The organism is Acidithiobacillus ferriphilus, from assembly GCF_028215975.1.
In the GTDB taxonomy this organism is placed as follows: Bacteria; Pseudomonadota; Gammaproteobacteria; order Acidithiobacillales; family Acidithiobacillaceae; genus Acidithiobacillus; species Acidithiobacillus ferriphilus.
This window is the reverse complement of record NZ_CP116458.1, coordinates 565153-578297: the sequence shown is the minus strand read 5'-3', so window position 1 is coordinate 578297 and position 13145 is coordinate 565153. Positions and strand designations below refer to the sequence as shown.

Genomic DNA, 13145 nt, shown 5'->3' with positions numbered 1-13145 from the left:
GCCGGCCCAATGAATCAAATAGTTGCATTGCCCTTGCGCCGAGCGTCATGGGCGATAGACGCGTATCGGGCGCAGGAGGAGCACGCATGACGCCGGAAACCAAGGCACGCCAGCAGATTGACCAGAAGCTGGAACAGGCCGACTGGGTCATCCAAGACGTGAAGCAGCTCAATTTGGCGGCAGGCATGGGTGTGGCCGTGCGCGAATACCCCACCGACACCGGACCGGCCGACTACATGCTGTTCGTCAACCGCAATGCGGTGGGTGTGATCGAGGCCAAGAAGGACAGCGCTGGCGAAAACATCACTGCTGTCGAAAGCCAGACCGAGCGCTATGCCACCGCCAATCTCAAATGGCGCAAAGACAACTCGCCCCTGCGCTTCCTGTTCGAGGCCACGGGTCAGATCATCCGCTTCACCGACAACGCCGACCCTGCCCCGCGTTCGCGTGAAATCTTCCACTTCTTCAAGCCGGAAACGCTCGCCTCCTGGTTCGCGCAGCCTGACACCCTGCGCCGCCGCCTGGCCGAGCAAATCCCCGCGCTGCCGGAACAGAATCTGCGCGACTGCCAAATCAGCGCCGTCACCGGGCTGGAGAAGTCGCTTGCGCTGAACAAACCCCGCGCCCTCGTGCACATGGCGACTGGTGCCGGCAAGACCTTCACGGCGATCACCTCTGTTTATCGCCTGCTCAAATTCGGCGGTGCCAAACGCATCCTGTTTCTGGTCGATACCCGCAATCTCGGCAAACAGGCCCATCAGGAATTCATGGCCTACACGCCGCCGGACGATGGCCGCAAGTTCACCGAGCTGTACAACGCGCAGAGACTGGCCTCACCCAACATCGACCCCCACTCCCAGGTATGCATCAGCACCATCCAGCGCATGTACTCCATCCTGAGTGGTGAGCCGATTGACGAATCGGCCGAAGACGTGTCGCTCAACGAAGTGCAACAAACCGCCCAACAGGAAAAGTTCGTTCGCTACAACCTGGCCGTGCCGGTGGAAACCTTCGACTTCATCATCATCGACGAGTGCCACCGCAGCATCTACAACCTGTGGAAGCAGGTACTCGACTATTTTGATGCGAGCCTGATCGGCCTTACCGCCACACCCGACAAGCGCACCTTCGGCTTCTTCAACGAGAACATCGTGGCCGAATATACCTACGAGCAGTCAGTGGCCGATGGCGTCAACGTCGGCTATGACGTCTACGAGATCGAGACCGAGATCACCCAAAAAGGCGCCGAGCTGAAGGCCAAGGAATGGGTGGACCATCGCGACCGCCAGACCCGCAAGAAGCGCTGGGGCGAAACCGAGGAAGATACCGCTTACACCGGCAAGGAGCTGGACCGCTCCGTGGTCAACATCAGCCAGATCCGCAAAGTGATCCAGGCCATGAAGACCGCCGTAGAAACGCAGATATTCCCCGCGCGCAAAGAAACGCCCAAAACCCTCATTTTCGCCAAAACGGACAGCCACGCCGACGACATCATCAACATCGTCCGTGAGGTGTATGGTCAGGGCAACGCATTCTGCAAAAAGGTCACCTACCGCGCCGAAGAAGATGCCGACAGCATCCTTTCCAGCTTTCGCAACGACTACAACCCTCGCATTGCCGTGACGGTAGACATGATCGCCACCGGCACCGATGTCAAACCGCTGGAAGTGCTACTGTTCATGCGCGACGTGCGCAGCAAGGGCTACTACGAGCAAATGAAAGGCCGTGGCGTGCGCTCGCTGGATGGCGACAGCCTGAAGCGGGTCAGCAACAGTGCCGATGGGGCCAAAACCCGCTTCGTCCTCATCGACGCCGTGGGGGTGGAAAAGTCGCTGCAAACTGAAAGCCGTCCGCTGGAGAAAAAACCCGGCGTGGCGCTGAAAGACCTGCTGCAAGGCGTGGCCATCGGCCACCGCGACGACGACACCGTGCTCTCGCTCGCCAACCGGCTGGTGCGCCTGGGCAAGCAACTTGACGACAAAGCCCAGGCCCGCATAGCAAAAGCCTCGGGCGGCATCCCGGTAGCGGAACTGGGCAAAGGCCTGATCGCCGCGCTCAACCCCGACGCCATCGTCGCCGCCGCGCTGGCCACCGCCCAAGCCAAGGGCATCACCCGCAGCGAAGACACTCTGTTGCCCGAAGAAATCGAAGCCGCCCGCGCCGAACGCGTCGCCGCCGCCTGCGCGCCCTTCGATCAACCCGCCCTGCGTGACGAAATCGAAAATGCCCGCCGCGAACGCGAGCAACTTATCGACCATGTCAACCTCGATCAAGTCACCTTCTCTGGCTACAGCGAGCAAGCCGAAACGCAGGCCAAAGCGGTGATCGAAAGCTTTGCCAGTTACATCGCCCAACACAAAGACGAAATCGCTGCGCTGAGCTTCTTCTACCAGCAGCCCTACCAGCGCCGCGCCCTCACCTTCGACATGATCGAGGAATTGCACGACCGGTTGAGCCGCCCGCCGCTGCTGCTCACCACCGAACGCCTGTGGAGCGCCTATGTCCGCGTGCAGGCCTCGCAGGTCAAAGGCAGCGACACCCGCCGCCAGCTCACCGATCTGGCGTCATTGGTGCGCTTTGCGCTGGGCATGGAAACCGAACTCAAGCCCTTCAGCGAGCAAGTGGACAAGCGCTTCCAGGAATGGATCTTCCGCCACAACGCCCAGCGCGCCACCGCCTTCACCCCCGAGCAGACCGACTGGCTGCGCCTGATCAAGGACCACATCGCCAGCAGTTGCAGCATCGCCCGCGACGACTTCGACTATGCCGAATTCGCCGGCAAGGGCGGGCTGCAAAAGGCCTGGGGCGTGTTTGGCCCGCAACTGGATGGACTGATGGATGAAATGAATCAGGAGTTGGTGGCGTGAGTGATCTGAATTTGCCATCCGGTTGGGTTGAAACAACGCTTGGCAACGCTTTGATTTCGGTCGTCGGTGGCGGCACACCATCGCGCAAGGTGCCAGCCTACTTTAGTGGACGGATACCGTGGTTCACCGTCAAAGACATGAAGGCACTGAAGCCCAACGATGCAGAGGAGCATATCTCCGAAGCAGCAATTGCTGACAGCGCGACGAATCTCATCCCAGCAAACACATTGATTGTCGCGACACGTATTGCCCTTGGTAGGGCTATACGCCCAACGGTCGCATGTGCAATCAATCAAGACTTGAAAGCACTTGTGCTCGGCAGCGGCATCAATCCAGATTTTCTGCTTCATTGGATCGGCGCCACTCAGCGAGTAATACAGGATCTAGGTTCTGGCACGACGGTAAGTGGCATCCGCCTAGAGGCATTGCATGGGTTGCCGTTGCTGCTACCACCCGCCGCCGAACAAACCCGCATCGTCGCCAAACTCGAAGAACTGCTCTCCGACCTCGATACCGGCGTGGCCGAACTCAAGGCCGCGCAGAAAAAGCTGGGGCAATACCGCCAGTCGCTGCTCAAAGCCGCCGTGGAAGGCGCGCTCACCGCCGGGTGGCGCAATCAGAACCGGCCAACCGAAACCGGCGCGCAACTGCTGGAGCGCATCCTTACCGAACGCCGTGCCCGCTGGGAAGCCAAGCAACTCGCCAAATTTGCAGAGCAAGACAAAACCCCGCCCAAGGACTGGCAGAAGAAATACCCCGAGCCGGTGCAGCCGGATACCACCGATTTGCCGGAATTACCGGACGGGTGGGTGTGGGCGACGCTATCTCAAGTTGGTTGGCTGGATCGTGGTCGATCTAAACACCGCCCTCGCAACGCCCCTCACCTTTATGGAGGCCCGTACCCGTTCGTACAGACGGGTGATATTCGCCACGCTGATACGTTTCTATCCGACGTGGAGGCCTCTTACAGTGAGGCAGGGTTGGCCCAGAGCCGACTCTGGCCTGCTGGAACTATGTGCATCACGATTGCCGCCAATATCGGGAAGACGGCAATCCTTTCGATGGACGCATGCTTCCCAGATAGCGTCGTTGGTTTCCTCTCTGGTTCGGATGACGTTTCGATTCGCTATGTCGAGTACTTCATGCGAAGTGTCCAGCAGAAATTGGAAGACGAGGCTCCTGCCACGGCGCAGAAGAACATCAATCTCGAAATTCTAGAGAAAGTGGCGATCCCTGTTCCGCCGACGCTAGAGCAGCATGAAATCGTGCAGATGTTGGATGATTCGATGGGCGCAGCGAGGGAAAGCAACCGCGCCATTGACCTTTCCCTCAAACAATCCGCCGCCCAACGCCAGAACATCCTCAAAGCCGCGTTCTCCGGCCAGCTCGTCCCGCAAGACCCGAATGACAAATCTGCCAGCGTGCTGCTGGCGCGCATCCACGCCGAGCGGGTCGCGCGCGCGACAACCAGAAAACTGCGTGGCCGCAAGGCCAAGGAGGCAAGCCTGTGAAGCCCTATGTGCCGGATGCCCTGCCGCTGACCCATCTTGATCTGGTGCGATTGCTGCCGAAAATCGGCCCGGCCAATGCCGCGTTGGCGCGTTACGACGGTTTGCTGCAAAGCGTGGTGAATCCGGCGGTGATGTTGTCGCCGCTGACCCAGCGCGAAGCGGTGCTGTCGTCAAAAATCGAGGGCACGCAGGCCACGGTCGATGAAGTGCTGGAGTTCGAGGCCGGCATGGAGTTCGATGCGGAAAAAACCAAGGACATTCAGGAAGTCGTCAATTACCGCAAAACCCTGACCCTAGCCACTGCCGTCGTGGAGCAGCGGCCGATTGGCCTTGGTCTGATTCAGCAGATGCACGCTGCACTGATGGATAGTGTGCGGGGTGCCAACAAGACGCCTGGCGAATTTCGCCGCGAACAGAACTGGATTGGCAGCGCCGGTTGCTCAATGGAGCAGGCCAGCTTCGTGCCGCCATCGCCTTTGCAACTGCTGGATCCTTTGCAGGCTTGGGAGCGCTATCTGGCGAGCAATGATGTGGATGTGCTGTTGCAGTGCGCGGTGGCGCATGCGCAGTTCGAGTTGATCCACCCGTTCAAAGATGGCAATGGCCGCATCGGGCGACTGCTGATTCCGCTGTTCCTGTTTCAGAAGGGGGCGCTGGCCAGCCCGATGTTTTATCTGTCGGACTATCTGGAAAGCCATCGCGAAATGTATTACACCCGTCTTCAGGCTATCAGCCGCGAAGGCGACTGGACGGGATGGATTGCTTTTTTCCTCGATGCCGTGGCACAGCAGGCGCAGAGCAATACGACACGCGTTCAGGCGATGCTGGCACTGTACGAGCAGATGAAGGGGCGTATCGTGGAATTGACACACTCGCAGCATGCCATTGCCGTACTCGATGCGCTGTTCGACCGCCCCATCTTCCAGTCGGCCAACTTTGTGCTGCGTTCGGGCATTCCCAAGCAATCAGCGGCACCATTCCTGCGCGTCTTGCGCGAGACCGGCATTTTGCGAGTCATACGCGAGGCTAGTGGGCGGCGGGCGGCAGTACTGGCCTTCCCCGAACTGCTGAACTGTGCAGAAGGCCGGACGGTACTTTGAGTCCGATCCGCTCGACGCAAACCATATTGTGTCCTGAAATTGTCACAATTAAGGACACAAACTCGCTTGTGTCTGTTCGGCCGGACACAGGCGCCCTTCAAGGAGCAGCAAGCCCATGAACACTTTCACCCTCGTCCAGAAAGTCTGGAATTTCTGTCACACCCTGCGCGATGATGGCGTGGGCTATGGCGATTACCTCGAACAGCTCACCTACCTGCTGTTCCTGAAGCTGGCGCACGAGTACGCGCAAGAGCCGTATAACCGCGACACGCATATTCCGCCGGAGTTCGACTGGGCCAGCCTGCGCGGCAAAATCGGCGAGCCGCTGGAGGCGCATTACCTGGCGACGCTGCACAAACTGGGACAGGAATCCGGCATGCTGGGTGCGATTTTTTTTAAGGCGCAGAACAAGATTCAGGACCCGGCCAAGCTGTCGCGCCTGGTGCAGATGATCGACGCGGAAAACTGGATCAGCCTGGACACCGACACCAAGGGCGATCTGTACGAAGGGCTGCTGCAGAAAAACGCGGAAGACACCAAGAGTGGCGCTGGCCAGTATTTCACGCCGCGCGCGCTGATCGAGGCGATGGTGGCCTGCGTGCGGCCCGAGCCGATGAAGACCATTGCCGACCCGGCCTGCGGCACCGGCGGGTTTTTTCTGGGCGCCTACAACTGGCTGACGCGCCCGGGCGCGCAACTGAACAAGGCGCAAAAAGAGTTTCTGCGCGACCAGACCTTCCACGGCAACGAGATCGTGCCCAACACGCGCCGCATGTGCCTGATGAACCTGTTTTTGCACAGCATTGGCGAGCTGGATGGCGAGCCGCTGGTGGCGCGTTCGGATGCGCTGATCACCGAGCCCAAGCGCAAGGTGGATTACGTGCTGGCCAACCCACCCTTCGGCAAGAAGAGCAGCATGACCATCACCAACGAAGAGGGTGAGGAAGACAAGGAGGCGCTGACCTACGAGCGGCAGGACTTCTGGGAAACCACGTCGAACAAGCAGCTCAACTTTCTGCAGCACATCGTCAGCATGTTGAAGGTGGACGGTAAAGCGGCGGTGGTCTTGCCGGATAACGTGCTGTTTGAAGGCGGCGCCGGCGAGAAGATTCGTCGCAAGCTGCTGGAGAACTGTGACGTGCACACCGTGCTGCGGCTGCCGACCGGAATCTTCTATGCGCAGGGTGTGAAGGCCAACGTGGTGTTTTTCGACGCCAAGCCAAAAGACGGGCAGATTCACACCAAGGGGGTCTGGTTCTACGACCTGCGCACCAACAAGCATTTCACCCTGAAAACCCGCACTCTCAAGCTGGACGACTTGCGGGATTTCATCACCTGCTACAACCCGGAAAATCGCCACGAGCGCGTCGCCACCGAACGTTTCAAGTTTTTCAGCTACGACAACTTGATGGCCCGTGACAAGGCCAGTCTGGACATCTTCTGGCTCAAGGACGACAGCCTGGACAACCTCGACGATCTACCGCCTCCAGACGTTTTGCAGCAAGAGATCATTGACCATTTGGAAGCCGCATTGGCTTCATTCCGGGATGTCGCTGCCGGATTGCAGGGGAAATGATCCACGGTGCTGGCGGCAGCCCGCAGCAACCAGCGCCAGAGCTCACTGGCCCTGGCCCCCAATAGCGTGTTGTTCTGCTGTAAACTTCCCGCCACCACCATCCCAAAGCCCGGACATGCTCCGGGCTTTTTCATACCCGCGAAGGGCCAGCCCTGGCGGAACCTCGCAGTTGGTGCGAATTTCGATGATCGCCGGAGGCTGCGGATTTTACCCCTTTAGCCACCCGAATTCCTCTCTTTTCTCTGTTTTTATCTAGCTCGATCAAGACACGAAATCCTGTAACTACGCCGGTTTCCGGGCGGTGGCCAGGTCCCAGTAGCGCAGGCAGTTGTTTGTGTTGGGTACGGTGGCCTTCTTTCGGTATGGTAAAATGCCGTCGCTGCCTACGGATTGCCGGAATGGCCCCGGAACGGCACAATACCAACAATACCCGCGCGGGTTAGGCCACGCGGGCTGCCGTTTCCCGGCACGGGTCAGCGGCGGGCTTTCCGTTGCCCTCACGTCCGGCCCGAGCCCAGCACAGGAGGCTCCATCTTGGATTTACGTAGCGAACTGGAAAAAATCGGTGAACGCGCCCGTAGCGCCCAGCGCCGCTTGCAAAGCGCGGACAGCGCCGCCAAAGATGGCGCCCTGCGCTCCATGGCGGAATTTTTGCGCCGCGACGCCGACCATCTGCAACGCGCCAATCGCAAGGACTTACGCAGCGCCGAAGAAGCGGGCAAGGACGCCGCCTTCATCGATCGCCTGCGTCTGGACGAAGCCCGTATCGAAGCCATGGCCAAGGGCCTCGAAGAAATTGCCGCCCTGCCCGACCCCGTGGGCGAGATCACCGACCTGCGTTACCGCCCCAGCGGCATCCAGGTAGGCCGTATGCGCGCGCCCCTGGGCGTGATCGCCATGATCTACGAATCGCGCCCCAACGTCACCGCCGATGCCGCTGGCCTCTGCGTCAAATCGGGCAATGCCGTCATCCTGCGTGGCGGTTCCGAGTCCCTGCACAGCAACATGGCCATCGCCGAGCGCCTGCGCGCTGCCCTCGGCAGGGCCAACCTGCCCCTCGACCTGGTCCAGTACGTCAATACCGCCGAGCGCGAAGCGGTGGGTATCCTGATCGGCATGGATCGCCATGTGGATGTGGTGATTCCCCGCGGTGGCAAGGGCCTTATCTCCCGCGTCAAGGCCGATGCCACCGTACCCGTGATCATGCATCTGCATGGCAACTGCCATGTGTATGTGGACGCCGACGCCGATCCCCGCAAGGCACTGAGGGTAGTCCTCAATTCCAAAACCCAGCGGTTGGGCACCTGCAATACGGCAGAGAGTCTGCTCATTCATCAGGAGCGGATGGACGACCTGCTCGGCCCCATCGCCGCGGCTTTGCAGGAGAAGGGGATCGAGATTCGCGCCTGCGAACGCGGCCTGCCCCGCATCCCCGGTGCCATCGCCGCCACCGCAGAGGATTACGCCACCGAGTACCTGGGGCCGATCATTTCCGTCAAAGTGGTGGACGATCTCGACGCCGCGATGGAGCACATCAACCGTTACGGCTCCCAGCATACCGAGTCCATCATCACCGAAAATTGTACCCGCGCCCGCCGCTTTCTGCGCGAGGTGGACGCCAGTTCCGTCATGGTCAATGCCTCCACCCGCTTTGCCGACGGCTTTGAATACGGTCTGGGTGCAGAGATCGGCATCTCCACCAACCGCCTGCATGTACGCGGGCCGGTGGGACTGGAGGGCCTGACCCTGCAGAAATGGATCGTCCTGGGAGATGGCCATATCCGCTCCTGACGCGCCTTCGACGGCATTACAGGCCTTGTTGACGGCGGTGGCCGATGGATTGCCCCATGCCTGGCCTACCGATAATTTAGATGAACTGCTCGCGGAGGCCGGCGAATGGGGCTTCCCCCTCTATGCGCGGGATGGCGGCATGCACCTGAAATATCCCGCCGCGCCCCTCTCCGCCCAGGAAATTGCCGATGTCGGCGGCATCGACCCAGCGCGTATCCACCTGTCACTGTGCTGCGCCTCGACCAATACCGAAGTGTTGCAGGATACCCGCGTCGACGTCCGCCTGACCGAGAGCCAGTGGGCCGGGCGCGGGCGGCGCGGGCGCCAGTGGTCTTCATCTTTCGGGCGCCATCTCTACCTGAGTTATGGCTGGACTCAGCACAGCCCGGTCAATGCGGCACTAACCATCGTTGCCGCCCTGTCCGTGTTCACCCTGCTACAGGCACGCCTGCCCGATCTCTGGGTCAAGTGGCCCAATGATCTTTGGGTAGGGGGGCGCAAGCTGGGGGGTATTCTGGTCGAAGCCCGCCCGCGCCGCCACGGAGAAACCCGGCTGGTGGTGGGTTTGGGACTCAACATCCACGATGACCCCAGTCTGCCGGACACCGCGGTGAGCCTCGCCGATCTCGACATCAGGGTCACCCGCAGTACCCTCGCCGGCGCTATTCTCCGCCAATGGCGTGAAGACTTCGCGCGCTTTGCGGAGGAAGGCTTCACGCCTTTCCTGCCCCTGTGGAAGAAGGCGGATCGCCTGACCCGTCAGCGCGTTCAGGTCAGCGACGCGCAGGGCGTGCGTACGGCCCGGGTGCTGGGCCTCGGCCCGGACGGGCGCCTGCAGGTCTCTTATACGGCGGATACCGGTACGGTCTGGCTGAGTGCCGGTGACGTCAGCCTGCGGCCCCAACATCCATGATTCTCATCTCCGTCGGTAACACTCGCACCCTGCTGGCACGCAGCCGCGATGGCGTGCATTTTGACAGCACCAGCGTTGTCACTTCACTGCCACCCGCGGAAATCCTGCAGCAGCCCGGCTTGACATGGCTCAGCGCGCCTAACCGGGAACCCGTCGCGCTGGGCGGCGTCGTGCCTGCGGCGCTTGCCGCCTGGCGGGAAGCCTTCGCTACGGCAGAGGTCCGCGAACCCGACCCCGGTTTTTTTCGCCGCGCCGTGCCGCACGACTACCATCCGCCGGAAAGCCTCGGCTTTGACCGCCGCTGCTGCCTGCTCGCCGCCGCCATGGACTTCCCCGGCCAAGACAGCATCGTCATCGACATGGGCACCACCATCACTATCGATCTGCTGGTTGGCGGACATTTCCGGGGCGGACGTATCCTGCCGGGTATCGCCATGAGCCTGCGCGGTCTGCATGAAGGCACGGCGCTCCTCCCCGAAGTCGTCCTGAACACCCCAGCGGAAATGCTGGGCAATGACACGAGCAGCGCCATTCAGGCCGGGGTCATCCATCTCTTTGCCGATGCCCTGCGCGGCGCCATTACCGACTATCGCCAGTACAGCCCCCAGGCACAGATACTGATCACCGGTGGGGATGCCGGGCGTTGGCAACCCGGCATCCCCGGCAGCGTCTACCAGCCCCATCTGCTCCTGCGCGGCTTTTATTTGTGGATACAAGGATGGCCGCAGCCCCTTGGCGCCAGCCCCGCCCCCATGTAGGCTATCCTCATGGCCAAACCCTTCCAGCGTGTCCTGCTCGTCAGCAAATACCGTGACCCCTCGGTCCGCCCCGGACTGCAAAGCCTGCGGGATTTTTTGCTGGCCCAGGGCCTGCCTACCTTTCTCGAAACCGGGTGTGCGGCAGATATTGGCGAAAGTCTGGGACTACCACTGCTCTCTTTCGCAGAAGCAAAAGCCGATTCGGACCTCGTCATCGCCCTCGGCGGCGACGGTACCCTGCTGGGGACTGCACGGCAAACCGCACAAAGCGGCATCCCCATTCTCGGTATCAATCAAGGGCGGCTCGGCTTTCTCGCCGACCTCTCCATCGACCAAGTCAGCGAAGCCCTGCCCCCCATTCTGAAAGGCCACTATCAGCAAGATCCGCGCAGCGTCCTCCATGCCGAACTGTGGCGTGGTGAGGAGTGTGTCCATGCCGGCCTCGCCATCAACGAAGTCCTCATCCACAAGGGCGGCGGCGAGAGCATGATTGAACTGCGGGTGCAGATAGACGGCCGTTTCGTCTATACCCAGCGCGCCGATGGGCTCATCATCGCCACACCCACCGGCTCTACCGCCTACGCCATGTCGGCGGGCGGTCCCATCCTCACGCCCGCCCTCGCGGCGCTCCTCCTCGTCCCCATCTGCCCGCATACCCTCACTGCGCGTCCCCTGGCAGTAGCCGATACCGTAGAAATCCGCGTCCGCCTCACCGCCAGCCGCCAGTCGGCCGCACTCAGTCTGGACAGCCACTACAGCATCCCCCTGGAGATCGGCGACGAAGTCGTCATCCGTCGTGCGCCCTGCTCCGCCCGCCTCATCCATCCCGAAGAGGAAAACTTCTTCCAGATTTTGCGCGGTAAACTGCACTGGGCCGAATCCCCCGGAGAAGACTGATGCTCCTCAACCTGCAAGTGCGCGACTTTGCCCTGATCGACGCCGTCAGTGTCGATTTCGCCGCAGGGCTGACGGTGCTCACCGGCGAAACCGGCGCGGGCAAGTCCATTCTGGTGGACGCCATCGCCCTGCTCCTCGGCGACAAAGGCCATGCCGAAGACATTCGCCATGGTGCCGAGCAAGCGGAAATCAGTGCCGAATACGGTCTCGGCCCGGAACATCCCGCGCGTCAGTGGCTGCGCGGACAGGAAATCGAGGACGAGGATGTCTGCCTCCTGCGCCGCATCATTCAGCGCAACGGCCGCAGCCGTGCCTTCATCAACGGTCGCAGTGTCACCAATGGCCAGCTCAAAGAGTTCGGTGAAATCCTGGTCGAGCTTCTCGGCCAGCATGCGCATCAGAGCCTGCTTCAGCCGGAACGCCAACTGTTTCTGCTGGATCGTTTCGCCGGATTGGAGACCATCCTGAGCACCGTTGCCGACCGCTACCGGCAATGGCGCCAAGCCGCCCAGCGCTGCGCCGCGTTACAGGAACAGCAGGGCAGGCAACACGAGCAGGAAGACTGGCAGCGCTTTCTGCTCGCCGAGCTGGAAGCCGCCGACTTGCAGGCCGATGAATGGGAAGACCTGCGCGCTGAAGAGCAGCGTCTCGGCGCCGTGGACAAGCTCCGGGAAAATATCTTGACCGCTCTCGCCCGGCTGGATGGCGAAGATACCGCCGCTGGGCGCTCCCTCGCCGAAGCGCAACGCCACGTGAGCGCCGCCCGCGCCCATGATCCCCGTCTCGCGGAATGCGATGAATTGCTCAACTCGGCACTGATTCAGACCGAAGAAGCCATTACCGGCCTGCGCGCCTATGCCACCGACTTGGAGGCCGATCCAGAGCGGCTGGAAAGCATCGCCCAGCGCCTGCAACTCCTGCAGGATCTGCAACGTAAACACCACTGCGACATAGCCGGGCTGTTAGCCAAGCTAACCGCTCTGCGCCAGGAGTTGCTGGCCAGCGAAGATCTCGACGCCATGCGCAGCGCCGCCGAGCACGAGCTGGCCCAGGCGCGGGCGGCATACGTGGAGGGCTGCGCTGCCCTCAGCGGCGCGCGCCAGCAACAACAGGATGCGCTGGCCCAGGCCGTCGTCGCGCAAATCCAGCAACTGGGGATGCCCCATGCGGCCATCGAGCTACGCCTGAACAGCCACCCCGAAACCGAAAAACCATGGCGCGATACCGGCTGGGATCAGGTGGAAATATGGATTACCGCCAACCCCGGTCATCCCGCCCAACCCTTGGCCAAAGTGGCCTCCGGCGGCGAACTGTCACGTATCGGCCTCGCGCTTCAGGTCATTCTTGCCGCACCCGAACGCATCGACACCCTGATTTTCGACGAAGTGGATGTGGGCATCGGCGGCGCGGTTGCCGAACGGGTTGGCCGCCTGCTGCGCCGCCTCGGCATGCGCCAACAAGTCCTCTGTGTCACCCATCTGGCACAGGTGGCCGCCCAGGGACACCAGCACCTGCGGGTGGAAAAACAGGTCATGAATGGGCAAACCCTCAGCGCGGTACGCGCACTGAACCACACCGAGCGCCAGCAGGAAATCGCCCGCATGCTGGGCGGCATTGAAATCAGCGATGCCGTTACTCAGGCGGCAGCCGCCTTATTGGCCGGTGCTGAGTCCTGAGTATAACGGCCGGGGTCGACACAACACCAAACCACTCCATTCACATGGATGTTTAA

At 61.4% G+C, this 13145-nt stretch carries 9 protein-coding genes; all 9 read left to right on the top strand.

Going from position 1 to position 13145, the window contains the following annotated elements; translation table 11 throughout:
- Positions 1-86 precede the first annotated feature (86 nt).
- The 9 genes from PJU76_RS02855 to recN all read left to right on the top strand — a co-directional run bounded on the left by PJU76_RS02855 (position 87) and on the right by recN (position 13089).
- Positions 87-2867, top strand: a complete 2781-nt coding sequence (locus tag PJU76_RS02855; RefSeq protein ID WP_271780399.1) for a type I restriction endonuclease subunit R — start codon at positions 87-89, stop codon at positions 2865-2867.
- A complete protein-coding gene (locus PJU76_RS02850; protein ID WP_271780398.1) occupies positions 2864-4378 on the top strand; it encodes a restriction endonuclease subunit S in 1515 nt (504 codons plus the stop codon). Before PJU76_RS02855 ends, PJU76_RS02850 begins: the two co-directional genes overlap by 4 nt.
- The gene (locus PJU76_RS02845) at positions 4375-5478 is read left to right on the top strand and encodes a Fic family protein (RefSeq protein ID WP_271780397.1); all 1104 of its coding nucleotides are present in this window, start codon (positions 4375-4377) and stop codon (positions 5476-5478) included. The genes PJU76_RS02850 and PJU76_RS02845 overlap by 4 nt, the downstream gene beginning before the upstream one ends.
- Before the next feature lie 115 nt (positions 5479-5593).
- Entirely contained in the window at positions 5594-7054 is a 1461-nt protein-coding gene (locus tag PJU76_RS02840) for a class I SAM-dependent DNA methyltransferase (protein WP_271780396.1), read from the top strand.
- 534 nt (positions 7055-7588) lie between these two features.
- Entirely contained in the window at positions 7589-8845 is a 1257-nt protein-coding gene (locus tag PJU76_RS02835; RefSeq protein WP_271780395.1) for a glutamate-5-semialdehyde dehydrogenase, read from the top strand.
- On the top strand, positions 8826-9758 hold the full coding sequence (locus PJU76_RS02830) for a biotin--[acetyl-CoA-carboxylase] ligase (protein WP_271780394.1): 933 nt from the start codon (positions 8826-8828) through the stop codon (positions 9756-9758). Before PJU76_RS02835 ends, PJU76_RS02830 begins: the two co-directional genes overlap by 20 nt.
- Entirely contained in the window at positions 9755-10516 is a 762-nt protein-coding gene (locus PJU76_RS02825; protein WP_271780393.1) for a type III pantothenate kinase, read from the top strand. Before PJU76_RS02830 ends, PJU76_RS02825 begins: the two co-directional genes overlap by 4 nt.
- 9 nt (positions 10517-10525) lie before the next feature.
- Positions 10526-11413, top strand: a complete 888-nt coding sequence (locus PJU76_RS02820; RefSeq protein ID WP_271780392.1) for an NAD(+)/NADH kinase — start codon at positions 10526-10528, stop codon at positions 11411-11413.
- Positions 11413-13089, top strand: coding sequence for a DNA repair protein RecN (gene recN, locus PJU76_RS02815; RefSeq protein ID WP_271780391.1), 1677 nt, complete (start codon positions 11413-11415; stop codon positions 13087-13089). The genes PJU76_RS02820 and recN overlap by 1 nt, the downstream gene beginning before the upstream one ends.
- Positions 13090-13145 lie beyond the last annotated feature (56 nt).

Coding starts and splice junctions, on each gene's coding strand:
- PJU76_RS02855 (WP_271780399.1), top strand. CDS start 87: ATGACGCCGGAAACCAAGGCACGCCAGCAGATTGACCAGAAGCTGGAA.
- PJU76_RS02840 (WP_271780396.1), top strand. CDS start 5,594: ATGAACACTTTCACCCTCGTCCAGAAAGTCTGGAATTTCTGTCACACC.
- PJU76_RS02830 (WP_271780394.1), top strand. CDS start 8,826: ATGGCCATATCCGCTCCTGACGCGCCTTCGACGGCATTACAGGCCTTG.
- PJU76_RS02825 (WP_271780393.1), top strand. CDS start 9,755: ATGATTCTCATCTCCGTCGGTAACACTCGCACCCTGCTGGCACGCAGC.
- PJU76_RS02820 (WP_271780392.1), top strand. CDS start 10,526: ATGGCCAAACCCTTCCAGCGTGTCCTGCTCGTCAGCAAATACCGTGAC.
- recN (WP_271780391.1), top strand. CDS start 11,413: ATGCTCCTCAACCTGCAAGTGCGCGACTTTGCCCTGATCGACGCCGTC.